The organism is Paraglaciecola sp. G1-13, assembly GCF_055809255.1.
On record NZ_CM147903.1, the window covers coordinates 3,849,538 to 3,876,299 of the forward strand.

Annotated in this window: 19 protein-coding genes; 4 read left to right on the plus strand and 15 right to left on the minus strand. The window is 46.0% G+C overall.

Going from position 1 to position 26,762, the window contains the following annotated elements:
- Positions 1 to 291: 291 nt before the first annotated feature.
- From gcvP to gcvT, 3 genes are all read right to left on the minus strand, one after another.
- Entirely contained in the window at positions 292 to 3,201 is a 2,910-nt protein-coding gene (gcvP, locus tag AC0L6N_RS16320; protein WP_473476015.1) for an aminomethyl-transferring glycine dehydrogenase, read from the minus strand.
- Between the two features lie 204 nt (positions 3,202 to 3,405).
- Positions 3,406 to 3,795: a glycine cleavage system protein GcvH gene (gene gcvH / locus AC0L6N_RS16325; protein WP_011576318.1), complete on the minus strand. Its 390-nt coding sequence runs from the start codon at positions 3,793 to 3,795 to the stop codon at positions 3,406 to 3,408.
- Positions 3,796 to 3,867: 72 nt separating this feature from the next.
- A complete protein-coding gene (gene gcvT, locus AC0L6N_RS16330; protein ID WP_011576319.1) occupies positions 3,868 to 4,947 on the minus strand; it encodes a glycine cleavage system aminomethyltransferase GcvT in 1,080 nt (359 codons plus the stop codon).
- A gap of 141 nt (positions 4,948 to 5,088) precedes the next feature.
- On the opposite strand from gcvT, the gene AC0L6N_RS16335 reads away from it, so the two are divergent.
- The gene (locus tag AC0L6N_RS16335) at positions 5,089 to 5,940 is read left to right on the plus strand and encodes a LysR substrate-binding domain-containing protein (RefSeq protein WP_473476018.1); all 852 of its coding nucleotides are present in this window, start codon (positions 5,089 to 5,091) and stop codon (positions 5,938 to 5,940) included.
- Between the two features lie 297 nt (positions 5,941 to 6,237).
- Here the strand turns inward: AC0L6N_RS16335 and AC0L6N_RS16340 are convergent, their stop codons facing one another.
- From AC0L6N_RS16340 to AC0L6N_RS16370, 7 genes are all read right to left on the minus strand, one after another.
- Positions 6,238 to 6,408, minus strand: coding sequence for a hypothetical protein (locus AC0L6N_RS16340; protein ID WP_198136251.1), 171 nt, complete (start codon positions 6,406 to 6,408; stop codon positions 6,238 to 6,240).
- A gap of 233 nt (positions 6,409 to 6,641) precedes the next feature.
- Positions 6,642 to 7,715, minus strand: a complete 1,074-nt coding sequence (locus AC0L6N_RS16345) for an XrtA/PEP-CTERM system-associated ATPase (protein WP_011576321.1) — start codon at positions 7,713 to 7,715, stop codon at positions 6,642 to 6,644.
- A 169-nt stretch (positions 7,716 to 7,884) separates the two neighbouring features.
- Positions 7,885 to 8,535: a PAQR family membrane homeostasis protein TrhA gene (trhA, locus tag AC0L6N_RS16350; RefSeq protein ID WP_473476019.1), complete on the minus strand. Its 651-nt coding sequence runs from the start codon at positions 8,533 to 8,535 to the stop codon at positions 7,885 to 7,887.
- Positions 8,536 to 8,618: 83 nt separating this feature from the next.
- Positions 8,619 to 9,485 carry a WYL domain-containing protein gene (locus tag AC0L6N_RS16355; protein WP_011576323.1) on the minus strand — a complete coding sequence of 289 codons (867 nt, stop codon included), beginning with the start codon at positions 9,483 to 9,485 and terminating at the stop codon, positions 8,619 to 8,621.
- Between the two features lie 144 nt (positions 9,486 to 9,629).
- Complete coding sequence (locus tag AC0L6N_RS16360; protein ID WP_473476020.1) at positions 9,630 to 12,836, minus strand: efflux RND transporter permease subunit; 3,207 nt, start codon at positions 12,834 to 12,836, stop codon at positions 9,630 to 9,632.
- Positions 12,833 to 14,023, minus strand: coding sequence for an efflux RND transporter periplasmic adaptor subunit (locus tag AC0L6N_RS16365; RefSeq protein WP_473476021.1), 1,191 nt, complete (start codon positions 14,021 to 14,023; stop codon positions 12,833 to 12,835). Before AC0L6N_RS16365 ends, AC0L6N_RS16360 begins: the two co-directional genes overlap by 4 nt.
- A complete protein-coding gene (locus tag AC0L6N_RS16370; RefSeq protein WP_473476022.1) occupies positions 14,020 to 15,378 on the minus strand; it encodes a TolC family protein in 1,359 nt (452 codons plus the stop codon). The genes AC0L6N_RS16365 and AC0L6N_RS16370 overlap by 4 nt, the downstream gene beginning before the upstream one ends.
- A 239-nt stretch (positions 15,379 to 15,617) precedes the next feature.
- Here AC0L6N_RS16370 and AC0L6N_RS16375 point away from each other — a divergent pair, with 239 nt between their 5' ends.
- On the plus strand, positions 15,618 to 15,932 hold the full coding sequence (locus AC0L6N_RS16375; RefSeq protein ID WP_473481363.1) for a GIY-YIG nuclease family protein: 315 nt from the start codon (positions 15,618 to 15,620) through the stop codon (positions 15,930 to 15,932).
- Positions 15,933 to 15,990: 58 nt separating this feature from the next.
- The gene (gene glnE, locus AC0L6N_RS16380) at positions 15,991 to 18,891 is read left to right on the plus strand and encodes a bifunctional [glutamate--ammonia ligase]-adenylyl-L-tyrosine phosphorylase/[glutamate--ammonia-ligase] adenylyltransferase (protein WP_473476023.1); all 2,901 of its coding nucleotides are present in this window, start codon (positions 15,991 to 15,993) and stop codon (positions 18,889 to 18,891) included.
- A gap of 10 nt (positions 18,892 to 18,901) precedes the next feature.
- Here glnE and AC0L6N_RS16385 read toward each other — a convergent pair whose 3' ends face one another.
- Together AC0L6N_RS16385 and lpxL are read right to left on the minus strand one after the other, a co-directional pair.
- Positions 18,902 to 19,519 carry a TcpQ domain-containing protein gene (locus tag AC0L6N_RS16385; protein WP_011576329.1) on the minus strand — a complete coding sequence of 206 codons (618 nt, stop codon included), beginning with the start codon at positions 19,517 to 19,519 and terminating at the stop codon, positions 18,902 to 18,904.
- A 90-nt stretch (positions 19,520 to 19,609) separates the two neighbouring features.
- Positions 19,610 to 20,542 (minus strand): LpxL/LpxP family Kdo(2)-lipid IV(A) lauroyl/palmitoleoyl acyltransferase, encoded by a 933-nt coding sequence (gene lpxL, locus AC0L6N_RS16390; protein ID WP_473476026.1) that lies wholly within the window; start codon positions 20,540 to 20,542, stop codon positions 19,610 to 19,612.
- A gap of 262 nt (positions 20,543 to 20,804) precedes the next feature.
- Here lpxL and AC0L6N_RS16395 point away from each other — a divergent pair, with 262 nt between their 5' ends.
- On the plus strand, positions 20,805 to 24,323 hold the full coding sequence (locus AC0L6N_RS16395; RefSeq protein ID WP_473476027.1) for a PAS domain-containing hybrid sensor histidine kinase/response regulator: 3,519 nt from the start codon (positions 20,805 to 20,807) through the stop codon (positions 24,321 to 24,323).
- Between the two features lie 23 nt (positions 24,324 to 24,346).
- Here the strand turns inward: AC0L6N_RS16395 and AC0L6N_RS16400 are convergent, their stop codons facing one another.
- The 3 genes from AC0L6N_RS16400 to AC0L6N_RS16410 form a co-directional block, all read right to left on the minus strand.
- Complete coding sequence (locus AC0L6N_RS16400) at positions 24,347 to 24,604, minus strand: DUF3081 domain-containing protein (protein WP_011576332.1); 258 nt, start codon at positions 24,602 to 24,604, stop codon at positions 24,347 to 24,349.
- Between the two features lie 337 nt (positions 24,605 to 24,941).
- Positions 24,942 to 26,201, minus strand: a complete 1,260-nt coding sequence (locus tag AC0L6N_RS16405) for a serine hydrolase domain-containing protein (RefSeq protein ID WP_473476028.1) — start codon at positions 26,199 to 26,201, stop codon at positions 24,942 to 24,944.
- 162 nt (positions 26,202 to 26,363) lie between these two features.
- Complete coding sequence (locus AC0L6N_RS16410) at positions 26,364 to 26,594, minus strand: ChaB family protein (protein WP_473476030.1); 231 nt, start codon at positions 26,592 to 26,594, stop codon at positions 26,364 to 26,366.
- Positions 26,595 to 26,762: the final 168 nt, after the last annotated feature.

The following is a 26,762-nucleotide window of genomic DNA, read 5'->3' on the forward strand; positions in this document are numbered from 1 at the left end:
TATCGAGTACTAAGTTATTAAGCGAAAAAGCTTATTATATATAGCTTCTCATGATACTTACAAAGACACTCATAATAAAAACCTATAATTTCAGCAACTGCATCGAATCTACAGAGCATCATTTTTCTTAGGAAGTGCCGTAGGCGAAAAATATGCCGAATCCGCTATGCGACCGAACTAGAAAATATTTGAAATAAGGCGTGAAAGCAGCTGTCTAGCAGTGCTTATAAAATCAATAGATATAAAAAAGCGAACCAAACGATTCGCTTTTTATGAGCAAAATTCCAAATCCTACTCTTCCATGTACGTCTCAATACTTGGGCAAGAGCAGATCAAATTACGGTCCCCGAACACATCATCGATGCGGTTAACCGAAGGCCAGAATTTGTTTTTCGCTACGCTGGCGACTGGGTAGGCCGCTGTGTGGCGATCGTAGCTGCGATCCCAGTTGGCGTCGCAGATATCATCTAGGGTGTGAGGTGCGTTGTGCAGTGGGTTGTCAGTTGCGCTCCACTCACCTGACTCTACTTTTGCCGCTTCTGCACGAATGCATACCATGGCTTCGATGAAGCGGTCTAGCTCGACTTTGGCTTCTGATTCCGTTGGCTCGATCATCAGCGTACCCGCTACTGGGAAGCTCATGGTCGGTGCGTGGAAGCCGTAATCGTTTAGGCGCTTGGCGATGTCGACTTCGGTGACGCCTGATGCTTCTTTGATAGGGCGTAAGTCGATAATACATTCGTGTGCTACGCGGCCATTTCGCCCGCGATACAAGACGTTGTAGTGGCCGTCTAGCTTATTGGCGATGTAGTTGGCGTTTAAAATCGCCACTTCAGTGGCTTTTTTAAGCCCTGCACTGCCCATCATTTTGATGTACATGTAGCTGATGGGCAAAATAGATGCACTGCCCCAAGGCGCTGCGGATACCGCGCCATTGCCGGCACTGGTGTTGCCGGTGTCGATCACTTTATGGTTTGGCAAGAACGGCGCTAAATGGGATTTAACCCCGATTGGCCCCATACCTGGGCCGCCGCCACCGTGTGGAATGCAGAAGGTTTTGTGCAAGTTCAAGTGCGATACATCAGAGCCAATGTAGCCAGGTGAAGTAATGCCTACCTGTGCGTTCATGTTGGCACCATCAAGATACACCTGACCACCAAACTCGTGCACTATGTCGCACATTTCTTTGATGGTTTCTTCGTACACACCGTGGGTAGATGGGTAGGTGATCATGGCGCAAGACAGGTTGTCTGCTACTTCTTCGGCTTTTTTGCGTAAATCGGCTAAGTCGACGTTGCCATTTTTATCACAATTTACCACCACCACTTTCAAGCTAACCATTTGCGCTGACGCAGGGTTAGTACCGTGAGCAGAGCTTGGGATGAGGCAAATATTACGATGCCCTTCGTTGCGGCTTTCGTGGTAACGCTGAATAGCGATAAGACCAGCGTATTCGCCCTGTGCACCTGAGTTGGGCTGCATTGAAAGCGCATCGTAACCTGTGATATCTAGCAACCATTCGCTTAATTCGCTGAGCATTTGGCTGTAGCCTTGTGCTTGTTCGATAGGCGCGAACGGGTGCAATTTACCAAACTCAGGCCACGTTACTGGGATCATTTCAGCGGTGGCGTTCAGTTTCATGGTGCACGAACCTAAGCTTATCATCGAGTGATTAAGCGCTAAGTCTTTGTCTTCTAATGATTTGATGTAACGCAGCATTTCAGTTTCTGACTGATAGCTGTTGAACACTTCGTGGGTCAAAATGTCGCTGGTGCGCACTAAATCAGCCGGAAGGGACTGACTGCCTTTCGCCACAATTTGCTGATCAAGTTGGTTAATGTCTAAGCCGTGATCGTCGCCTAACAACACGTTGAACAGGTTTTGTAGGTCATCCCGGGTGGTGGTTTCATCAAGGCTGATACCCACAGCGCCGTATAAATCACTACGTAAATTCATTTGCGCGGCATGAGCTGCAGCGACTATCGCGTCTTTTTTGTCGCCAACATTCACGGTAATGGTGTCGAACCACGTGCTGTTGGCTAAGCTCACGCCTTTGTCGGCATGTTGAGTAATACCGGCAGCAAGAATGTCTGCAAAGCGGTGAATACGTGACGCAATGGTTTTTAAACCATCTGGGCCGTGGTACACAGCGTAGAACGATGCCATGTTGGCCAGTAACACCTGAGCAGTACAAATGTTTGAGTTGGCCTTTTCACGGCGGATATGTTGCTCACGCGTTTGCAGTGCCATCCGCAAGGCTGGGCGACCACGCGTGTCTTTTGACACACCAATAATACGCCCAGGTAAAGAGCGCTTGTAGGCATCTCGCGTGGCGAAAAACGCAGCGTGTGGCCCACCGTATCCCATAGGTACACCAAAACGTTGAGCAGAGCCCAGCACCACGTCTGCACCCATTTCACTTGGCGCTTTAAGTAGCACCAAACTCATGATATCAGCCGATACCGCGACTATGCCTTTGTTTGCCTGTACTTGAGCGATGATGTCGGTTAGGTCATTTACTGCCCCTGTGGTGCCTGGGTATTGTAATAAGGCACCGAATACATCATGCCTGGCTGCATCTGCCGCTTTGCCCACAACGACGTCAAAACCGAACATATCCGCACGGGTTTGAATCACATCAAAGGTTTGCGGGTGTACATCGTCGGCCACAAAGAACAGATTTGATTTTTTGTTTTTCGATACGCGTTTAGCAAGGCCCATGGCCTCAGCTGCAGCGGTAGCTTCATCTAGCAATGAAGCAGAGGCAAGCTCCATTCCAGTTAAATCAATGGTCACTTGCTGAAAGTTAAGCAGCGCTTGCAAACGCCCTTGGGCGATTTCCGGCTGATAGGGCGTGTACGCTGTGTACCAACCTGGGTTTTCTAGCACGTTACGTAAAATAACGTTCGGGGTTAGGGTATCGCTGTAACCCATACCAATGTAAGAACGGTTTACTTGGTTCTTGCTGGCCACGGTTTTCAAGTAGGCCAAGGCTTGTGCCTCAGTTTGGCTTTCACCCACGTTTAGGCTTTCTGCCAAACGAATACCTTCAGGTACGGTTTGCTGCATTAAATCGTTCAACGAGTCGGCACCAACACATTCCAACATGTCAGCCATTTCAGCTTCACTTGGGCCAATATGGCGGCGAATAAAATCTTGCGTTTGCTCTAACTGCGAAAGGGAAAAATTAGCATGTGGCATAACTGGCTTACCGATTCCTTAAAACGTGAGTGGCCTAAATCAAAGCAAACAACTTTGATTTAAGTAATATATTTGGTGATACAAGGGGCAGTGTTAGCCTATGTTGCCGTTGGCAAGGCACTAACTCTGCTTAGAAACATGAAAAACAACCGTCGTTAAAACAACAAAGAGCAACACTAGGTTGCTCTTTGTATTAACGAATACTTATTCTTCTTCGATGCTGTTTTCGTAACCTTCAGCGTCAAGCAGGCCTTCAACTTCGTCTGCATCGTCTGCTTTGATGCGGAACAACCAACCGTCGCCGTATGGGTCAGAGTTAACTAGCTCTGGGCTGTCTTCTAGGTCTTCATTTACGCCAACAATTTCGCCGCCAATTGGCGCGTAAACGTCTGATGCCGCTTTTACTGATTCCGCAACAGCGATGTCGTCGCCCGCACTGACGGTCGCGCCAACGTCAGGTAATTCAACAAATACCATATCGCCCAAAAGCTCTTGGGCATGCTCGCTGATACCGACAGTAAACGTACCGTCGCCTTCAGGGCGAACCCATTCGTGAGTAGTGGCATAACGTAGATCTGAAGGGATATTGCTCATAGTTGTTCCTAAATATTGAAGTCGTTAGCTCAAGCTCGGCAGCAACAAAGTACTGCCGCACCAGTTGATTTCTTATAAAACGCTTTTGCCATTTCGCACAAAGCTGGGTTTAACCACATTTACTGTAACCCACTTTTTGCGCATTTCCACCTGTGCGGTATCACCTACTGAAGCAGGTACACGCGCCATGGCAATACTGTGCCCTAATGTGGGTGAGAACGTACCTGAGGTGATAATGCCCTCGCCGCCTTCCACTTGTACGGCTTGGCCGTGACGAAGTACGCCTTTTTCAGTGAGCACTAAGCCCACTAGTTTGTCGGTACCGGCGGCTTTTTGTGCTTCTAAGGCTTTACGGCCGACAAAGTTACGCTCTGCTGGCTCCCATGTGATGGTCCAGCCCATGTTGGCTGCAAGGGGTGAAATGGTTTCATCCATATCTTGGCCATAAAGGTTCATGCCTGCTTCTAAGCGCAGGGTATCGCGCGCGCCTAAACCACAAGGAGCAACGCCTGCATCTAATAGCTTTTGCCAAAAGTCAGCGGCTTGCTCGTTAGGCACCATTATTTCGTAACCTGCTTCGCCTGTGTAACCTGTGGTCGCAATGAACAAATCTTCAGCCTGCACACCAAAAAACGGCTTCATGCCTGCAACGGCTTCATTTTGAGCTGATGAAAACAAGGTTGCGGCTTTCTCTTTGGCTTGGGGGCCTTGTACGGCGATCATGGCGAACTCTGGGCGTTCGGTAATAGTGACGTCAAAGCCTTCTGCTTGCGCGTTCAACCAATCCATGTCTTTTTGGCGCGTGGCTGAGTTAACGACTAAGCGGTAGTTGGTGGTTTCAAAGTGATACACAATCAAGTCATCTACCACGCCGCCTTCTTCGTTAAGCATACCGCTGTAAAGGGCCTTGCCACGCTCTTTCAATTTCGCTACGTCGTTAGCTAATAAGTGACGAAGGTAGTCTTGAGCTTGCTCGCCAACCACATCAACAATGGTCATGTGAGATACGTCAAACATACCGGCAGTGCGGCGCACAGCGTGATGCTCTTCTATTTGTGAGCCGTAGTTGATCGGCATTTCCCAGCCGTGAAAATCAACCATCTTAGCGCCTGATTCCAAGTGCTTACTGTGCAAAACCGTTTTATTTGGCATGTGACTTATCTTTTTGATTAACGTGATTGCCAGTATAGGTAGCTGGTTTGGTCACAACAAATTGAAAATATTAATGCTTACATTAACATTCCTTATCTATACAATTAGTTTCATCAGGTTAGCTAATCTATGTGGTGAATAATGAAACAACTTTCGTTGGATAACTTACGCACTTTTGTGACCGTGATTGATTTAGGCGGTTACGCCAAAGCCGGTGAGTACCTTGGGCGCTCGCAACCCGCCATTAGCCTGCAAATAAAGCGTTTGGAATCACAGCTTAATAAACGCTTGTTCAGTAAAGCGGGGCAGCGCCACGAAGTGAATCATGACGGGCTGAATTTGTACCATCAAGCGAAGAACATGTTGGCGATTAACGATGAAATATTCCGCCAATTTGAACCCGCATCGATTCGCGGACGACTGCGTTTGGGGATACCAAGCGAGTTTGCGACCACACTACTTCCCAGCATTGTGGGTGAATTCAGTAAATTATACCCAGATGTGTCGTTAGAGGTGACTTCAGCGTTAAGCAAGTCGTTACTCAGTGAAAATCAGCGCCAAGACTTTGATTTGATCATGGCATTGTTGCCTCATAACCAAACGGTTGATGGCGAATTACTGCTGGATGATGACTTGGTGTGGGTTGGCAATCGAAACCAAAACTTTACCAATAACACCTTGAGTTTGGTGCTCGCGCCTGATGGCTGCATGTATCGAAGTCGCGTTATTCAAGCGCTAAAACAGCAAACTACTCAGTGGCGTATTACCTACACTAACGCAGATTTAGCCGGTATTACCGCTGCGATAAACCAAGGTTTGGGCATAACCGCGCTCGCGCGAAGTAGTGTGCCGAAAGAGTTGAATATTATTCGCCATGAAATTCTCCCCGATTTAGGCAAAATTCGTATTGCGCTGTTCAATCAAGCACAACGCTATTGGCAAGCAAGCGATAAATTGGCTGAGTTTATAAAGTCGCGTTTAGGCGAAATGTAATCAGGGAAAATACTGGGGCTAGAGGCCAAGTTTAGGTTTGGGGTTAGGTCTAGGTTTAGGTTTAAAAGAAGTTAAATACATGAACGAGCAACGAAACGTATGGAGGTTATATTGGCAAAGAGCCTGACCTAGTAGCTGAAGAAAATGGGATTATTGACGGCAAGTGCTCGTTAAATGGCAAATGCGCGTTTAAAAGAGGGCTTTGTGTAAAAGAGATTATCTAAAAAGGAGAGCTACCGAGCTTTAAGTCAGCCGGTTAAAACCAGAGGCGAAACGTTTAGGATGATATAAAAACGTTTACGCCCCAGAGCGCAATAAAAACATACCAACACAGGCGACTAACAACACGACTGAAAAAACCTCGCGGTTATATTTTCCATGGTAATAAGCTTTACGGCGATCTTTTAATGCCTGATATACACCCGATTCGTCATGCTCTGACTTTCTATCGTACATACCGTGCTTCATTCTATTATCCTCTGCATTATCTGCTCATAATATATTTATCGGCGTTATGGTAAAAAAACAAACCGTCAAACCGAAAATATATCAATCTATGTATATTGGATAATATAATACCCTTTTAGTTCAATTTCATCTTTTTTTACGAAATATTAACAACTTAACGTGATGAATAGTTCTAAAACGGACTAAGCAATGGCTGTTTTAGCTGGCATTTACCATACGAAACGGAGTTGCCATTAATCGTCAGACTTTAAACGCACATAAGTTCTGTATTTCTTTTTTAGCAGTTTATCTATGTAACGGGTCAATTTGATCTTGTGACTAATGGCGTCATCTAATGCATCAGTTAATTCAGTGAGCATGGTCTTGTAATACGTCACATCTTTTAGCACATCAGGTCTGGTTTCGCCTGAGGCGGATGTTGATGGTGCCGCAGCGGGCTGGCCATCACTTGGCGCCTGCTCTGGGGCTTGTTCTTCTGGCACCTTGTTCTCTGGTAGAAACATTTCATCGGCGACTTCTTTCACTACCGCTTCTACGGCATCTTCGTCAAACGTTTCGAGCTCTTCAAGGAATCCATACAGTAGGATGCGGTCCATCAGGGTATTAATTTTACGAGGCACCCCACGGGTGAACACAAAGATTTTGCTGTAGGCATCGCTTGAGAATAACGTTTTGCCGCTATAGCCAGCGTGATGCAATCGATACTCTATATAGGCTTGGCACTCGTCTTCTGTTAACGGGGATAAATGACAAGAGGCCACAATACGCTGACGAAACTGCTCCATATTCGGCGCGCGCAATATGGGTTGTAATTCTTCTTGGCCCAATAAGAAACTTTGCAGCAGCGGCTTACCGTTCTTTTGATAATTCGACAACATGCGTAATTCTTCGATGGTTTCTAAGGGCAAGTTTTGCGCTTCGTCCACCAGCAATAAGGCGCGTTTTCCTTGTTGGTGCAACTGGGTAAGGAAGAGTTCTAAGTCCCCTAAAATGTCGGATTTAGTGCTGCCTTTAACGGGGATTTCAAACTTACTGGCGACCATTTTCACTAGTTCGTCAGGGGTCAATTTGGGCGTCACAATTTGCGCTGCTACGATGCCGGCTTCCATGGCATCCAGTAAGCTATTGGCAATAGTGGTTTTACCTGTGCCAATGTCACCTGTGATAACGATAAACCCTTCAGCTTGTGACAAACCGTACTGTAGATATGACATAGCTCGCTTATGCCATTTACTAGCAAAAAAGAAGCTAGGGTCAGGCGTGAGCTGAAAAGGCTTTGAATTTAATCCGTAATAATTTTCGTACATAAAAGCGCTGGGTCCGTTGGGCAAATCGCACTAGCAAATATCATCTAAGCTTAAGCTATCAGGGTAAGACTTAGCAACGCCTATACAGATAAAGGCTTAGAAAGTTATGCGCCTGGTATGAAAAGTGTGCCTGCCAATACAGTCAGCACACGGTTGTTAAACACGGTTGCTACACCACGTAATAATAAATCGAGAAAAAGTGGCAAATACACCCAGCCGTCACAAACACATGCCATATCGGATGGGTATAACGAATTTTCTTCGCCACGTAAAATATCACCCCAATGCTATAACAAAGGCCGCCCGCAATCAGTAGCCAAAGCCCTTCAGTGGGCAGCGACATATACAAAGGGTAAATAAAGAAGACTGCTAACCAGCCCATTAATAAATAGGTTGCGACAGATATTTTTGGAAATCGCCCTGCGGCTAAACACTTAAAGCCAACACCAATAGCGGCTAAGGCCCATATGAGCGAGATACCAATAACCCCCACCCAGCCACCAACAGCAAGCAACATAAAGGGTGTATAGGTGCCTGCAATCAATAAGTAAATAGCACTGTGATCAATCACTTTTAACACGGACTTCGCTTTGGGGTTTGAAAATGCGTGATACAAAGTAGAAGAGAGAAACATCGCTATCATCGATGCCCCATAAATTAACGCAGCCACTTGCGCCAAGGTATCAGCGGCGCGAGATAATAAGAACACCAAGCCAACGATAGACGCGATACATCCTATGCCATGGCTGAGCGCATTTAGCCACTCCTCCACTATTGTGTACGGCTTTAGATGAATTGTGGGTGGCACCTGTTGTTGCATGCAAAAACCTCAAGCGTTAAATGACCAAACAATAGTAGTGTTTCAGCGAACACTTGTACACTGAAGAGTCTGTTAGGTGTCATTTAGTTCAAATATCCTGGCGCGATGGCCAAATTATCGACTTTGTTTAAGGTAAAACGATTCTGTAACCACAACTGATATTCTGCGCCTTCAAGTACACCACGCTCAGTGCAATCAACGTTCCAGCGCCTAAGCAGATACCCGGCCATTGCGGCCCGTACATTGATCAATAGTTGGCTGTTTTCCATGCCGTAATCCATTTCAATCGCCGTGGCATATTTAACGTTCTTGGGGTGAGGCACAAGTTGCAGCGGAATGAGGCGCTGCCATTCTTGGTCAGCCAATGCCTGCTCGTCCTCTTTACCGGCTTCTTTTATCGTTACTTTACTGATACGGGTTAACACAAAGTCTCGAAAACTTTGGCTTTTACGATCAAAGGCGCGTACATGCCAGCGCAGGCCATTATCGACAATAGAGTGTGGTACTAACTCTCTGGCACCTGAGCCACTTGAAAGTGAGGTATAAATCACACTGACTGCTTTTTTGTTCAAAATGGCTTGCACCAAACGCGCAACAATAAAGATATTGGGTACATTGAGGTTTGATGGCGACTCTACTGGGTAGTGCACATCCCCTATTCCATCAAACCCATCGGATATGTTGTTAGCCATTTTCACTAACGTTCGCGTGGCGTCATGTTCAAATACCGGCTGAAACTGTTCGGTTTGCACATAGCGTTTTTCAATACTGTGGTAGCGCATATTCTTAGGGGCAAGTTCTTTATAAATATTGAAATCCCGAGAACCTGCTGACAAACCCACTTCGAATCGGCTTATGAGATCTTGGCGATATATCGCGCCTTTAAAAAGTAAACAAAAATCGATGTAAGCAAGTCGTTGTTTTTGGGCAAAACCAAGTTGTTCTAGCATATGTCTTCAAACTGAATGTAGTGTGCCCACAATATGGTTTATTTTAAATCGGTTGTAAAGAAGCCGTAGAATTTAAGACCTAACAGAAAACAAGCCCCTAGGCGCGCAGCTTGCTGCGACCTAGGGGTGTCCACTCGAATCGGATTAGGAATGTGCGGGGGTAGATGCTGATTCAGTATCGGGTTTGGCCCTAAGCCCTAATAAGGTCAGTAGGTTAATGATGCCTCGCTTAGCGTCTATTTGAATCATCAGCAAACCAGGGATCAAGATAAGGGTAATGACAGTGGCAAACAAAATCCCGTAACCGAGCGAAGCCGCGGCCGGAATCAAAAATTGCGCCTGCATGGATGTTTCCCCCAACAAAGGCACCAAACCGGCGTAGGTCGTCACCGAGGTGAGTAGCACGGCTCGTAAACGGCTAGTGCAAGACGCTACAATTGCATCATGCACGCTTAAGCCTTCTTCTTTAACCAATTCGTTAAAGCGCGAGACCAGCAGCAAGCTGTCGTTCACCACCACCCCGCTCAAGGCAAGAATACCGTTTAGTGACAATATGCTAATGGTTAAGTCATTCCACCAATGACCGAGTATCGCCCCTACAATACCAAAAGGGATCGCCACCATGATCAGCATGGGTTGAATATACGATTTGAGCGGTATCGCCAAAAGCACATAAATGACCAACAATGCCGCAATGAACATAGTACTCATGGAACTTGTAGTTTCGCTTTGCTGCTCTGCTTCACCGGCAAAATACACGTTTAAGTTTGGGAATTGAGCTGTTAATTCCGGTACTAAATCACGGCGTAAGTTATCCACTAACACATTCGATGCGATGACATTCTTGTCCACTTGGGCGCTTAAATAAATAGCCCGTAAACCGTCGATGCGGGTAATTTCGTCCTGCTGATATTCACTGCTTATGGTGGCGACATTCACTAAGGGCACAACAGTGCCATCCGGTAAACGAATGCGCGACTGCATGATGTCGGCTGGGGTTTGACGAGCATTCTCTGGGTAACGCACCCTCACCTTCACTTCATCTTTATCACGTTGGTAACGCTGTACTATCGCACCACCGAAGGCTTGCAATACCTGCTGAGACAAGCTGGCGGTGTCCATGCCTAGTGCGCGGCCTTGCGCATTCAGAGTGAACTTTAACTGTGGCTGACCGGGATTGAAGTTATCGTCAATGCCATTCACCCCTGGGGTGTTTTCAAGGCGCTCTTTGAATAATGCACCTGCCGCCATAACGGTCTCGTCATCCCACGCTTTGAGCTCAACCTTAAAGTTATCAACCATCTTGCGGGTGGCTAGAATTTGCAGCTTTTTGCTGCCCTGCGGAGTGCCAGATAAACGCTGCCACTCTTTGGCGAACTCACTGGCGCTAAATGCGCCGCCACTGATCAATTCAACCGTTACACTACCACTGGTATCACCGCTGCTAACGACCTGCAAGCTAGTGATTTCGCTTTCTTGGCTATCAAGTTTAGCCATCAGGTTTTTCTCGGCTTGTAGCGCCGTTTGTTCAAGCATAAACAAATTAGTGTTGGTTTGACCAAACGCTGCATCATTTTGCATGACTAAATCGGCGCTGACTGTGTCCCCAGGAATACTTGGAAAGAAGCCGACTTTAACAACCCCTGTCATCGGCATGCCAATCACCAAAATCAAAAAGGCAATAAACCCTGCCACCACGGCATAGCGAAAACGCAATGAATACTCGATGACCTTGCGATAAATATTGTCACTAAACCAATTTAAACCGTAATCAGCACCGTGCTGCACTTTAGACCACAAACCACTGAGGCCTGCTTTTACTTGGCGCTGGGTATCAATGTGAGCTAAGTGCGAAGGCAAGATGAGTTTCGACTCGACCACTGAAAGCAGCAAACAGATCGTCACCACGGTGGCAAACTGAGCGTAAATTTGCCCTAACGGCCCTGACACATTCGATAACGCCATGAAGGCAGCTACCGTGGTGAGCACACCAAATATGGTCGGTACGGCTACTTTCATTGTGCCTAAAATGGTGTTGTTGAGACTGTCGCCGTGCTGCCTGCGCGTGCTGTACACACTCTCACCAACCACAACAGCATCGTCGACCACTATGCCTAATGCCATAATGAAGCCAAAGGTGGTCATTTCATTGATGGTCAGCCCAGCGTAGGTGTCAGTCATAAAATACAAGGTGCCGAAAAATACAAACGGCAAGCCACCTGCTACCCAAAGTGCCACTCGTACGTTCAAAAATATGGCCAAAATAACGAATACCATTATGATGCCTGTAACCGCATTTTTGGTCAGCAGCGACAGGCGCTCGGTGATCATGGTGCTTTTGTCGTACCAACTAGTGAGTTCAACGTTTTGTGGCAATAACCCGCGCTCGTGCCAATTGTCGATCACGCTGTGCGCTTGCTCAACAATGGCGGTAATATCGCTGTTGTCGTCCATTAATATTTCAATGGCCACAGCGTTTTGTTGGTTGTATCGCCCTAGTGAGTTTGCGTCTTCAGCAAAGGTATCCGTCACCTTAGCGACGTCACCCATTTTTATTTGCGCGCCGCTTGGTGTGGTTAACAATACAATATTGGCAAAGTCGCTTTGCCAATAAGCCTGATTAGCGGCTTTCAAGCGAATAATTTTGCTACTGTCACGCAAGCTCGTTGACAACGGGCTTGAAGATTCTTGATTGATCACATCACTAATGTCACTGATGGTTAGGCCATACGCCTGCAATTTCCCTTCGTTTATCTCCACTGACATCATGGGGTCTAGCACACCCTTTTGTTCAACATCGCTGATGCCGGACTGAGCGAGTAAATCCGCTTTAAGTAGTTCCCCTAGGGTTTGCAAAGTATGGCGGTCTCTATCGCCATATAACTGTATCGTTAAGGCGTGATCTTGGCGTCTGGATTTATCGATGACCGGCTGCTCTGCATCTGCAGGGAAGTTATTGATGGCATCCACCTGGTTTTTAACGTCTGTGAGTAATTCATCGAGCGAATAATCAGTTTTCTTCTCGATACTCACGTGACTACCTGTGGCGTCAGAGGTTGAGGTAATGCGCTTAATACCCGGCACGGTTTCCAGCGCCTCTTCTATTTTTAGCGCTATGCCTTCTTCGGCCTGCAATGCATCACCGCTGTCGTACTTCACAGAGACTGATATTTTGTCTGGTTCAAGACTGGGAAAAGCCTCTTTGCGTAAAGTTGAAAGAGACATAACCCCCATCACAATCACACTGACCAATAACAAGTTAGCCGCCACTGAGTTATTAGCAAACCAAGCGATAATGCCGTGCAACGGATTGTTATAACCCGATGACAAAGGCGATTGATGCTGACTCATAACGTCTGCTCCTTGTTCACCGCTGAAGGCTTGCGTTCTACCGCCGCTGAAGGCTCAACCAAAGGCGTGACCTGCATGCCGGCTAGATAGCTTACCAACGGGCGAGTCACCACCTTGGCTTCGCTAACGCCATCAATAGGCTTGATGTAGACGTATTCACCCCGCTCGAAAACTTTATCAGCCACCACATTAACTAAAATATTTTGCTCATTTACAAACCAGACTTGTCCATTTTGAGAGACCGCAGAAGCAGGCAACTTCAACACGTTACTCAGTTTTTTACCTGTAATTTCAGCTGATAAAAACGTTCCAGGCAGCAAGGGGGTCGCCTGTTCAAAGGGCTTGTCTAGGGCCACGATCACGTTGCGCTGACGGGAGTTAGCATCTAAATGCTGTTCGAAACGGGCAATATAGCCTATCCAACGTGTGCCCGTGGTCACATCTTGCAAAGTGACAGGCGCAGCCAATTCACCGCCTAAATTTTGCCACTGGGTTAAAGATAAAGGCACGGCTATTTCCACTTTATCCGTGCTGTTAAGTGTGGCGATGGTATCGCCAATATTTACGTAGCTGCCTAAATCGATATCTCGGCTTAAAATAACGCCGTCAAAGGCGGCTGATATACGCGTATTTCTTTCATCTCGCTGGGCCGTTTTTAATGCAAATAAAGCGTTATCAGCATTGGCCTGGGCTGCCTCTAGTTGTAACGTGCGATATACCAAGGGTGAACTTGGCGCTTGGGTAACACCTGAACGCTGCCATTCACGTTTGGCTTGTGTCCCTAAATCTTTTTCTTCCTGTAAAGCAAGTTCCGCCTCTGCCAGTGTGGCTTTCGCACTAGCCAGCGCTTGGGCGTATTGGGTGCTGTCAAGCGTAGCTAACACGGTGCCTTTTTCGACGATATTGCCTGTGGCGAACTGTGAACTCATGTCAATCACTTCGCCTTGCACCTGCGCTTTTAGCGTGAGTGCCCAGTGAGCTTGAGCTTCACCGTGCCCGGTGACATAGGCCTGATAATGACCGGGGGTGGCGAGCACCACGGATACGTTTGGTGCGCTAACCTTCGTCTCTGCTGGGCGCGGCGCATTAGCGCTCTCGGCCATTTTGTAGCCGTTATACATAATAGCTAAACCAATACACACGACTGCAACAACAGTGACCAGGATTGGGGTTGGCGAAATTTTCATGAAGATACTCCAAGGCCCAGTGCGAGGCCTAAATCAATGCGATTGGTTTGTAGGGTGTAATTAAGTTGTGCTAGTTGAGCTTGCAGGTCATACACAGTTTGTTGCACTGTGAGTAAGTCTAAAATGTTGACTAAACCTTGCTGGTATTTGCTTTGATAGTTACTGAAGCTGCGCTGGGCGCTTTGCAATGCACTGTTTATTTGCGCTTGCTGGGTCTTAAGGGATTGCTCTTGCCCTAAGGCATTTTCTACTTCGTTAACGGCCGTTAATAGTGTGTCTTGATAGTTCCAAAATGCCTGTTCGGCATTGAGTTTTGCAATATCAATTTGAGCACGAAGTGCGCCCCCTTGAAATAACGGTGCGCTTAAATTACCCAATAACGTCCACAACGGACTCTTCAGTAAGGCTTCGCTGGGTGTATTGGCTAAATCGCTCAGTGATGCCGATAAAGTAACTGACGGTAATAGCGCTTTATAAGATACCTCCACCAAATATCGCTTTGCTTCAATTTGATAAAACGCACTTTGTAGATCAGGACGACGAGACAAATCCTGTACGGGGAGGTTAGCCAAGGGTTGCAGCACATTAGGCATTGCTGATGAGACGAAGAGATCGTTCAACGTATCAACCCCCAATAGCACTTCGATAGCGCGTTTCGACTGAGCAATTTGCTCAACGTAATCAGCGATGGTTGCCCTCGTTGAAGCCGTGCTGGTGCGCGCCGTATCAAGCGCTTCTAAATCACCTAACCCAAGTTGATAACGCTCGATTATGCTTTGCTCGTTGTTTTCGAGCATCACTAAGCGCTGCTGTTCAATATCGAGTAGGTCTTGGCGTAAAATGATGTTCAGATAAGTGCGTATGACACTGGCCACCAGCGTATCGCGCGCACCTTGATAATCCGCTTGAGTACTTGCAATAGTCATGTCTTGAGCCGAGACGCTGTCAGCATTTTTTTGCCACACGTCGGCTTCCCAGCTCACACCTAACGATGATGAATATTGCGTACCTTCTTCTTCGCTGCGCTGAGCGTTAACATCTGCATTCACATTAAACCATTGGTTCGCCGCCGTGACTTGACGTTGTGCATAAGCCAATTTCAAGGCCACCCGCATTTGGTTATAAGATGGGTTATTCGCCAATGCTTGGGCAATAATCGGCTTAAGCTCGTCAATGCTAACCAGATCGGTTAGATAAGTAACCTGCTGTGCATTTTGCTGAGTGTATTGCCACTGCTCGTGCTGTTTAAGCAGTTGCTCAGTATCTTTGGCTTTGTAGCTAGGTTGACTACTGCACGCGGCCAACCCGCAGGTAACGGCGATTAATAGCATCGCCATAGGCTTGTAGAGGTACATGATTTAACCGTATTGACGTCATCGAATGCGCGAAGGGTAATCAGCCATGGGTTAAGGCGAGGTTAAATTCACAGCCATCGCGTGAGACTTTACGTTAATTTACATTGCCCTGCGCCTTGGACTTTGGACTTTGGACTTTGGACTTTGGACTTTGGGCGACACGATTTGTTTTTTTGTTTTATGGTTGGCGTTTATATGTGAAACTTTACCGTTTTCATATTCAGGATGTCATACGCGACGTGCAACCTTGGTTTCTGTACATCATTGAAAACAAATATCAGCATTATTACACTGGCATTTGTAAGGACTTGAGCAAGCGTTTTGCTCAGCATAATAGTAGCGGCCCGCTGTGCGCAAAAGCCTTGCGAGGTAAAGGCCCATTGAAGATGATTTACGCCGTTGAGTTAGTTGATCACTCTGATGCATTAAAAATGGAACTGTGGGTAAAAAAACTCACGAAAGCGAAAAAAGTACAGTTAGTCAGTGGTAGGCTGGTTAGCCCGTTTGAGACTGACACTGCGCCACTCGCGACCGTTGATAAGACTGAGTGTTAGCGTTTATATTAGCCGAAAAGTAATGTCGTCATTACGACTCCCCAAATAGGCCTTCTGTATGCAAAACCTTCAACAAATGTCCCCTTTCCCTCAAGCACTGTTAGTTATAGGGGAGCGCCATTGGCAGGCGCTGTCAGAGCACGATTTATTTGAGGCCCAATGGCAAGTGCATAAAGCGCAACTATGTCGAGTGTTCGGTTTGAGCGACTTCGTGGCGCGTCAATGTATTCAGCACCCGCGCTTCGTGGGAGAGCTACTTTCATTACTCGAAGACAATAACCAGCAACCAGATTACCCCGCTTTACTGGATGCTGCGTTAGAACACGTTACCACTGAAGATCAGCTACATAAAACGTTGCGCTTGTTTCGCCATTTACATATGGCGCTTATCACATGGGCCGACGTGACCAACACCCAAACGATTGAAGAATCACTTAAACGCGTGTCTGCATTATCTCAAGCGCTTATCGTACACGCCAGCTTATGGCTGAAAAATGACTTATCTAAACGCTTTGGTTTGCCCATGGGGAATTTGGGCGAGCAACCTATGTACATCATCGGCATGGGTAAACTCGGTGGCCGTGAACTTAACTTTTCATCAGACATCGATTTGATTTTCACCTATCCAGAACAAGGCGTGACCCAAGGTGGGCGCAAGTCTATTGAGCACCAGCAGTTTTTTACTAAACTAGCGCAAAAACTGATCACAGCATTGCATCAAATCACCGTAGATGGCCAAGTGTATCGGGTCGATATGCGCCTGCGTCCTTTTGGCGAAAGTGGCCCTCTGGTGATGCATTTTGCCGCTATGGAGGACTACTACCAAGAACAAGGTCGCGAGTGGGAACGCTACGCCATGGTGAAAGGCCGAATACTCAACCCTGACGCCACTTACTACCCAGAAATTGCCAACATACTGAGGCCGTTTATCTATCGCCGTTACTTGGATTACAGTGCGCTAGATTCGCTTCGCAAGATGAAAGCGATGATTAAAAAAGAAGTACGCAGACGTCAGCTTAGTAACAACATTAAGCTTGGCCAAGGCGGTATTCGTGAAGCCGAATTTGTTGTGCAAAGTTTGCAGCTTATTCGTGGCGGTCGTGAGCCTGCGCTGCAAGAACAAGGGTTGCTGCATAATCTGCAGGTCCTGATTGATATGGATATATTACCTGAGGACGACGCCAGTGCATTGAAAAATAGCTATTTATGGCTGCGCAAGGTAGAGCACTGTTTACAGCAATTTGACGACAAGCAAACCCAAGTCCTTCCCGACAACGATATCGATGAATTGCGCTTAATCACCATACTCGGGCTAAAAGATTATTCACACTTTACGGAGCAGCTAAGGGAACATACACACCTTATTCATGAACAATTCCTACTGTTAATTGGTGAAGATGCCGCCCCTGAACTTGTCAAAGACGATGACATCCTTTCCCCCCTAGAAGACTTATGGTTATTACCATTAGCACCTGAAGAACAATTGGAAATACTCAGTGCATGGCTCTCCCCCGAGCAAGCTGAACTGTTTAATTCATCACTTGTGGCTTTTGGTAATAACTTAAGTGCGAGTCGCATTGGTCAGCGCGGCGAAAACATTTTAAACAAACTGATACCTCAGTTGTTGCTGATTATTTTGCAACAAGCACCAGACGCAGCAAGTCATAGCCTAAATCGTTGCTTACAGGTTTTTCGCGCTATTTATGGGCGCACAGCCTACTTAGATTTGCTGTTTGAAAACCAAGGGGCGTTAAAGCAATTGGTGAGCTTATGTTCTGCTAGCCCGTGGGTAACTGAGCAGATCAGCCGCTTTCCGCTGCTTCTGGATGAATTGCTTAATCCTGCTCAGTTGGTTAACCCGACGCAGCTGACCGAATATAGCGCTGAACTTAGATTGGCCATGTTGCGCATTGATGAAACAGACCTTGAACAGCAAATGGAAGCCTTGCGCCAATTTAAACTGTGCCAGCAGCTGAAAATTGCCGCCGCCGATATTACAGGGGCACTACCTGTGATGAAGGTGAGTGACCACCTTACCTACCTAGCCCAAAGTATTGTCAGGCAAGTGGTTAATTTGGCATGGCAACAAATGACCGAAAAATACGGTGAACCCGATTACGCAGATCTGCCCAACGAGCAACACGATATGCTCAGTCGCGGCTTTGCTGTTATTGGTTACGGTAAGTTAGGGGGGTATGAGCTGGGATATGGTTCTGATCTCGATCTGGTTTTTCTGCATAATTGCACCAGCAGAGCGCCAACCAACGGCCCGAAAGCCATAGAATCTGGGTTGTTTTATCTTAAACTTGCACAACGGATCTTACACTTATTCAACACTAAGACCGCGTCGGGTCAGTTGTATGAAGTTGATATGCGATTGCGCCCCTCTGGTAATGCAGGATTGCTGGTTTGCCATATCGATGGGTTTAGCGAATACCAAACTCAAACAGCATGGACGTGGGAGCACCAAGCGCTTACTCGCGCTCGCTTTATTGTGGGCAGCCCTAGCCTTGCCCAAGAATTTTCGGTGGTGCGCCATCAAATACTCGCCCAAAAACGTGACCTTGGACCACTGCGAGAGAGCGTTGCTAGTATGCGTGAGAAAATGCGCAAGCATTTGGGCTCATCAACTAAGTCAGGATTTGATTTAAAGCAGGATTTCGGCGGGATCGCCGACATTGAATTTATCGTGCAATATTATGTGTTGGCTTATGCCTGTGAATTTCCTGGGCTGACCAAATGGCCAGACAACGTAAGAATTTTGCAACAACTGCAATCAAGTGGGTTATTAAGCGTTGAAGACACCCAGCTACTCAATGATGCCTATTTAACCTACCGTAATACTAATCACAGGTTAGTACTTCAACAAGCTGACCAAGCACCAGATGCCAGCGAGTTTAGTGATTTACGCGATGGTGTGAATCGAATTTGGCAGCAGGTCTTTGTGAAACAAACATAGGTTTGAGATATTAACTTACGACTTTGCAGTTCTGTTGCAGATACTTGCTGTTGACGGCGGTAATCACCAAAGAGCGCTGCTTTGGGCACACATAGGTTTTGACGGTTCCGTCAAAATTGCTATCAATCGCCCGGCCGATCTCGTCTAGGCTACCTACAATTGAGTTATCAATTTGAAAGGGGTGTTTGATAATAAAATCCCGGTTAAGCTCCCAAATCACTTGCATCCCTTCTGATTGCGCATAAGTAATGATGCTGTCTCGCAGGGTACTGCCGGCTTTAAAAGAACGATGTTTGTATTCCCCAACCCAGTTCGCAGGTAATGGCTTTTGCAGGCTTTCCATTCTTTTCAAACGTTCAGCCAGGGGCGTATCGGATATATTCACCACATTCACGAAATCGCCGATGTTCTCTTCTCTGGGGTGGCGAGACGACAAGCGGTACTCAGCGTAAAAATCAGTCATGTTTTGCGACACGGATTTAGGGCCTTCTCCTCCTTCAGGAATGGGCGCATTCACATTTATTTGTTGCAGCACAATCACAAACACAGCAATTAATATGAGCGCCAGCGCTAATAACGCGTGGCGCCACCATACAAATGACTGAGATTCACTGGGATTGTATTTCATGGAAACCTTGTTACTCACATTGCCTACTTATCAAAACTGCACTTGATTAAATGTACGCTGAAATTAAACCGCAACGCACCCAGCGGGATATTAGTCATAAAGCGACGGGTCGCTCTTGTTGGGACGCGTCTTAAACCGTTTGTGCATCCACAAATATTGCTCGGGCGCTTCTAAAACGAGTGATTCAACCATTTTATTCATTCGCGCTACATCTTCTTTATCGTCACCAGAGGGAAAATTCTCCAGCCCTGGGACCACTTTAATTTTGTAACCGCTGGCCGTTTTAATCGGCGCAAGAAATACGGTCTCACAATTCGCTTCTTTTGCAAATAACAAAGAGCCGGTTGTGGTGGCGGTGTGTTCTACCGCAAAAAAGGGGGCAAATTCACATTTAGTGCGGCCGTAATCTTGGTCAGGTAGGTAAAAGCACACTTCCCCCTCGTTCAACGCTTGAATGAGCCCGCGTACATCTCGCTTGTGTATCATATATTTGTTTGAGCGGTTTCTGCCGTGGTATTGCATGTACTCCATTAGCGGGTTGTTGTGTCTGCGATAAAAAGCCACAGAGGGGTTTCGAAGCCCTGCCACACGCACGGCAAACTCTAAGTTCATATTATGGATCGCATACGCCAACACGCCTTTACCTTTAGCCAAGATAGCGTCGATATGTTCGTATCCCTCAAACTCACTCATTTTTTCGATACGCCAAGTCGGCCACCACCACCCCATGCTGGCCTCAAGGATCGCCATGCCTGCGTTATCAAGATTGGCATCAAGTATTTTTTGACGTGCCGCCGGTGTGTAATCTGGAAAACACAATGCTAAATTTCGTTTAGCAATGTTTACGCGTTTCTTTGCAAATACCAACAACAGCTTTCCTAGCCCTTTGCCAACATAGGTTTGTAGACGATAGGGTAACCAAGATATTGCATACAATAAAACGATCCCCACCCAGGTTAGCCAAAACCGAGGATGAAAAAATGCAAGCGTAAACGTGGGGGCTTGAACGAAAGACGGACTCAAGGTCGGCTCCGGTGGATCAAAAGTGTCGGCTATTGTAATCGACTAAAGACTGATTGCTAGTGACCGTTTCGTGTTTAAAATACTCCATATAGTCCAAATTTCGTACACCAACGTTAAACAGCGCCTATTTAACTGGGTATATATTTTCATTTACTTTACTCTATATATATTGAAATGGATTTTTTTTGGCGCTTGCCTGTACCGTTAAGAAATACGTCCAAGCTCGAACAAAACGGTAGAATCTTAATTATTCGGAACATATATGCCACGACTAAACCTGCTAGACGCGTACTACTGTGGATTAGAAGCCGTAAGTAGCGCGACACTGCACATAACCAAAGATCAAATTGTATTGTTTGCGAATGAAGCTGCTTGCGAGTTGTTTGGGCTAGACAGCAAATCGTTAATTAATATACCGGTCGAGCGGTTATTGGAGAATTTTTACTCTAGCAATGATCATGCATTGAATAATAATCTGTTCTACTCAGAAGCCAAGGGCAACAAGCTGCTTGAGGGCATATTCAAATGCACACTTGCAAGCGGCGAATACCTCATAGCACAAGCCAGTGTTAAATCTGTTGATTGGCTTGATGATGACTCCTCATACGTCGTCACAATTGACCCAGACAATGTTCGCCCTCCTTCGGGCAATGAAATTTACGACATCATTCACCGCATTAACGTAGCCACTACCGTGGCGCAAATTGGCATTTGGGAGTTCAACCTTGATGAGCAAAAACTCATATGGGACGAGCAAATGTATACGCTATATGGTTGCAACCCCAAGGTCGTTAGTGGTGAATTAAGTCAGTGGAGTGATTTGCTTCACCCTGACGATAAAGAAGAAGCGCTGAGTGCCTTAAATCATTCTTTAACGAAGATTGCTAAACTTGATATTGCCTTTCGTATTGTTACTCCCTGTGGCGAAACTCGGCATATGCGCGCCTTTGCTAGGCCATTGCGCAGCCCAACGGGCAATGTGGCGAAGATTATCGGAGTGAATTACGACATTGGTGCACAGAAGCAACACCAGCAATGGTTGGAAAATGGGCTGCAAAGCAACGAACTGTTTATTAAAGTTTTACGAGAAACTGACAACGCTGTCATCATCACGGACGAGAACGTCAAAATAAAATGGGTCAACCCGGGCTTCACTCGTATCACAGGTTATTACCTTGAGGAAATCTTAGGTAAAAACCCTGGCCACGTGCTGCAAGGTTCACAAAGCAACCCTGACAAAATAGCTATTATGCGCAGAGCCGTTGAAAAACGAGAACGATTCAATGTGGAAATTCTCAACTATCGCAAAGACGGCGAGCATATTTGGTTGAAAATCAATAGTCACCCTATGTACCTAGGCGGCAAGTTTAACGGTTTCATTGCCATCCAAAGTGATATCACCGAGCAGAAAAATGCAGAGTTAGCTCTGCTTAAAGCCAATAAGATTCAAAAAGCCATACTTGATAGTGCTCACCTGTTAATGATTTCATGTGATGCGCAAGGCAAAATACTGACCTGCAATCAAACTGTAGAAAAAGCATTGGGCTATACCAAAGCAGAACTAAAACAAAGCGGCAATATTCAGCAGTTTATGATGCAAAATGAGCTGATTGATTTCATGCAAGTCAGCACCCAGCGACAAGGTTCATCACTCGACGCCTTCTTCTATCTAGCCTCTCAAGGGCAAGTGGATGAAAATCAGTGGACATTCGTAACCAAAAACAATGTTCAAGTTCCTATGGAGGTCACGGTTACCGGGGTCATGTCACCCGATAATCAGGTAGAACGCTACTTACTCGTTGGCCGAGATATCAGCCAAATTAAGCAATTTGAAAAAGAGCGCCGCCACCAACAAGATTTACTAGAAACCACAGGCGAAATGGCTAATCTGGGAGGTTGGGCATTAAATCTCGAGACCGATGAAGTCACTTGGTCAGACCAAGTTTACCGGATTCATGAATTACCGGTCGGTTCAGATGTAGACCTCTCCAGCGCGATGAAGTTTTATCCTGAGGATGTTCGCCCATTAGTGCAAAAAGCCATTGATAGCTCCATAGCTGCCGGCAAAAAGTGGGATCTGCAGGTTCCTTTTATTACGGCCAAAGGTAAACATATTTGGGTCCGAGCTGTTGGCTATGCAGAATATCAAAACGGTCGACCTGTTGTATTGAGAGGCGCTTTTCAAGATATCACCGAAATGAAAAAAGCCGAAGAGCAAGCCAAAGAAGCGAGCCGCGCGAAAAGCGAATTTTTGGCTAACATGAGCCATGAAATACGTACTCCTATCAATGGGATCGTTGGCATGAACGACTTATTACTAGCCACTGAATTAACCGACAAACAGCGTCATTTTGCTGAATTAGTGCACAGTAGTAGTGAATCTTTATTGTTACTGATCAACGATATCCTAGATTTTTCTAAAATCGAGGCAGGCAAATTAAGTATTGAGTCTATCTACTTTGATCTACATCTTTTGTTGGGCAATATTATTGATACATTTGCTAGTCGCGCCCAACAAAAAGGGCTTGAGCTCGTGTTCGATTTACAGATGGATGTGCCCCAATGGATAACAAGCGATCCCGGTCGTATACGGCAAATTTTGAACAACCTATTAGGTAATGCCATCAAGTTTACTCATCACGGTGAAGTCATTATGCGGGTTGCACTAGAGGGGGATAATCAACTTAAATTCTTCGTGCAAGATACTGGGATTGGCATTCACGAAGATAATCAAAAAGCGTTGTTCTCTAAATTTATGCAGGTTGATTCATCAACCACACGCCACTTCGGTGGCACAGGGCTCGGGTTGGCCATCAGCAAACAACTGAGTGAACTTTTAGGTGGCACAGTCGGCGTATCTAGTCAGTGGCAACAAGGCTCTACTTTTTGGTTTACCATAGCGCCTGAAGCGTTGAACGAAAACCAAATACAATTTAGTCCGTTGTTTCCTGAGCGCGAAGCGCCGCTGCAGGTCTTATTGGTAGACGACAACCCCACGTTAAGCACAGTTTTAGGTAAATGGCTCACATCAAATAACATGGTGGTACAACACGCTGAGAGTGCATCAAGTGCGCTAAAAGCACTCAGACAGTCGCATTTAAAAACGACGAAAATAGACGTCGCATTAATTGATAGTAATTTGGCTGGCATTAATGGAATTGAACTCACCAAAGCGATCCGCAGCAACGACCTCTTTGCCAAGTTACACATCATATTGATGACGCCCCACGACTGGCTTGAGAAAGGTACGTCAAGCCAACTAGCTGACCCTGTTAGTTATATAGCGAAACCGGTTAAGCCAGAGACACTCAAAGGAGCGTTTACTGGAGCATTGGAAAACGGCGATAACACCAAGCTCATTACCGCCCTACCCGAGACCAAACTACTCAACAAATATCGCCAAGCGCCACATATTTTATTGGTAGAAGATAACTTTATTAATCAACAAGTGGTTATTGAGATGCTTAAAAAGCTGCACTGCAGCGTACAGGTGGCTGAGAATGGCCAAGAAGCAATTCATACTTTGCAAGAATCAGAAGCGAAATTTGATGCGATATTGATGGATTGCCAAATGCCCATCATGGACGGCTACGAGGCGAGCCGTACCATTCGCAAAAGTCAGCATAGTAATTACGCATCAACGTTGCCTATCATCGCATTGACCGCCAATGCCATGAAGGGAGATAAAGAAGCCTGCTTAGCTGCTGGCATGAATGCTTATTTGACTAAGCCAATCGTGTTAACTGAGTTGAGGGCTGAGCTCATCAAGTGGTTAGCTTAACAAGCACCAGTATGCGCTATCGCTTAATAATCATTGGCTATGGCGTTTAATTTTTTCTCGAATTGCTGCATGTGCTCTTCTTTTTCATAATCAAAGTGATACTGGTTATGAAAACCGAAGCGCAGCTTCACTTGCTGATCTTCCATAAAGATGGTGTAGCCATCGTAGTCACTAAATGCGGTGACGCCACCCAGAAAGTAGCCATCTCCTTTCTTTTCTCCGTTTTCACGGATCTTTTCGAATATTGATAGAATAAATTTACTGTCCATTTCGTTTTTCATGTTGCCGCCTTTCGTTGCTTATTCAGGGTATTTGCATTCTTAACATACGAGGTTTGCAATAATTACGCCCAATTAAAATGGATAAACACATACCCATAAAATGTTTGCACCCACGCCTACAAACGCACCATACCTGTAGTCATGCGGGCAAAATTGAGCTTTATCAATATATTAGTCACAAATTTTTTAACGTACTACTGGATCATTTGTAGTGTGTGATCAACGTAAAAATGGGACAGTGCAACGAAAAAGTCACTCACCGAGTGATACAAAAAAGCCACTGGAAAAAACAGTGGCTTACAAGTTTGCATAATGTGACTCTCAGCTTAGCAATGCACTAATCAACCAGCGCCTGATAAGCCATATTTTTGAAGTCCTTATTGTACGAGAAGAAACTCGAGGGCATTAATTGGGTCATAGCGATGACGATCATTTGCTCTTTTGGATCAATTCTAAAGTAAGTTGAAGCCGCACCAGCCCAACCATAGTCGCCTTTAGAACCCATCGTATTTGCGCCCTGTTCGTCAACCGTAACAGACATAGCAAGTCCATAACCTTCACCTGTCGAAGAGGGTTCAAACGGGATCAGACTCGCTGGTAAGTGGTTAGTGCGCATGTACGCTACGGTTTTACGACCCAGAATACGCTTTCCTTTGTATTCCCCGCCATTTAACAGCATTTGAGTGAATGTATAGTAATCTGCGATGGTTGACACTAAACCACCGCCACCTGATTCGATTTCAGGGGCAGACAAGTAATCACCTAGGGGTTCATTCTCCATAGGAACGGTTTGACCTTGCTGATTGATGACATAAATTTGTGCTAAGCGATCTTGCTTACTTTTCGGCACATAAAACCCCGTGTCACTCATTTTGAGCGGTTTGAAGATATGCTGTTCGAAGTATTCTCCCAAGGTTTGCCCCGACAAGCGTTCCACTAATACACCTATAATGTCGGTACCTATGCTGTAATTCCACTTCGTTCCGGGTTGATGATTAAGCGGTAACTTTGCGACCTCTTTCAGCAGGTCTTCACGCTTTGTTTCACCGGAAAAAAGTGCCGACTGTTGGTATAACTTGTCCACTGGGCTTTGACTAAAGCCATAGCTGAAACCAGCAGAATGGGTGAACAGCTGCTTGATGGTCATCACCTTGTTGGTATATTCAAGGATCATATTCTCACCATCCATTCCAGCGAACACCTTCAGGTTTGCCAACTCTGGTAAGTACTTACTGACCGGATCGTTCATCTGAAATTTACCTTGCTCCCACAAGGTCAATGCGGCAACAGCGGTAATAGGTTTTGTCATGGAGTAAATACGAAAAATCGTGTCTTCTGTCATAGGCGTTTTAGCCTCACGATCCCTAAAGCCCACACCTTCAAGGTGAACCACTTTGCCTTTTCGCGCGACCAAGGTGAGTGTGCCGGCAAGCTTTTGCTCGTCCACAAACGCTTGCATCACGGGCTCGATACGTTCTAAACGCGCTTCTGACATACCGACTTTCTCAGGGTTAGTAGTGCGGATGTCGGCAAATGCATTGGTTGCCAGTAAAGTACTGGCAACGCAGGCGAGTAAAAATTGATTGGTTTTTTTCATGTATGACCTGTTTTTATATAGTGCGTCGATTGAGAACTATAGGATATATCATACTAATGTGACAAATCATCAGAGATACCAATGAAACACCATCACCACGACAAATGTATTACGCTGACATAAATTTATCAGCAGCGAGCGCATTTCCTGATTATGTATGGCCTAGCTGCTTTTGACCCACATGCCATCATCATTTTTGTGAAAAGACTGCTTCACAGCTGACCAAGCCACCTTATGGGAGACTTCTTCACGACCTTGCTTGCCACGTCTATCATCTGGGTCTTTGTATTCGTCCCAGGCATTATTGAAAGCAGCGAGATAAATATCTTGGGCATGAGGGGGCAACACATTTTGTACACTTTCGGGGAGGTCTTTATGTGAATCGTATGGCATGGGATGATCCTTCTTTTCGTCACAATTGAAAACGTGAATAAAGCAAAAAGGATTCCGATAATTTGGTCATTTACAATGGCGGGTCGCGACGCCTACCAATAGTGATTATGCGAGATGTGACGTTAAGATATCACAAGAAACCCTGCTAACATTCTCTCCTAATACTTA

Coding starts and splice junctions, on each gene's coding strand:
- gcvP (WP_473476015.1), bottom strand. CDS start 3,201: ATGCCACATGCTAATTTTTCCCTTTCGCAGTTAGAGCAAACGCAAGAT.
- gcvH (WP_011576318.1), bottom strand. CDS start 3,795: ATGAGCAATATCCCTTCAGATCTACGTTATGCCACTACTCACGAATGG.
- gcvT (WP_011576319.1), bottom strand. CDS start 4,947: ATGCCAAATAAAACGGTTTTGCACAGTAAGCACTTGGAATCAGGCGCT.
- AC0L6N_RS16335 (WP_473476018.1), top strand. CDS start 5,089: ATGAAACAACTTTCGTTGGATAACTTACGCACTTTTGTGACCGTGATT.
- AC0L6N_RS16340 (WP_198136251.1), bottom strand. CDS start 6,408: ATGAAGCACGGTATGTACGATAGAAAGTCAGAGCATGACGAATCGGGT.
- AC0L6N_RS16345 (WP_011576321.1), bottom strand. CDS start 7,715: ATGTACGAAAATTATTACGGATTAAATTCAAAGCCTTTTCAGCTCACG.
- trhA (WP_473476019.1), bottom strand. CDS start 8,535: ATGCAACAACAGGTGCCACCCACAATTCATCTAAAGCCGTACACAATA.
- AC0L6N_RS16355 (WP_011576323.1), bottom strand. CDS start 9,485: ATGCTAGAACAACTTGGTTTTGCCCAAAAACAACGACTTGCTTACATC.
- AC0L6N_RS16360 (WP_473476020.1), bottom strand. CDS start 12,836: ATGAGTCAGCATCAATCGCCTTTGTCATCGGGTTATAACAATCCGTTG.
- AC0L6N_RS16365 (WP_473476021.1), bottom strand. CDS start 14,023: ATGAAAATTTCGCCAACCCCAATCCTGGTCACTGTTGTTGCAGTCGTG.
- AC0L6N_RS16370 (WP_473476022.1), bottom strand. CDS start 15,378: ATGTACCTCTACAAGCCTATGGCGATGCTATTAATCGCCGTTACCTGC.
- glnE (WP_473476023.1), top strand. CDS start 15,991: ATGCAAAACCTTCAACAAATGTCCCCTTTCCCTCAAGCACTGTTAGTT.
- AC0L6N_RS16385 (WP_011576329.1), bottom strand. CDS start 19,519: ATGAAATACAATCCCAGTGAATCTCAGTCATTTGTATGGTGGCGCCAC.
- AC0L6N_RS16395 (WP_473476027.1), top strand. CDS start 20,805: ATGCCACGACTAAACCTGCTAGACGCGTACTACTGTGGATTAGAAGCC.
- AC0L6N_RS16400 (WP_011576332.1), bottom strand. CDS start 24,604: ATGAAAAACGAAATGGACAGTAAATTTATTCTATCAATATTCGAAAAG.
- AC0L6N_RS16405 (WP_473476028.1), bottom strand. CDS start 26,201: ATGAAAAAAACCAATCAATTTTTACTCGCCTGCGTTGCCAGTACTTTA.
- AC0L6N_RS16410 (WP_473476030.1), bottom strand. CDS start 26,594: ATGCCATACGATTCACATAAAGACCTCCCCGAAAGTGTACAAAATGTG.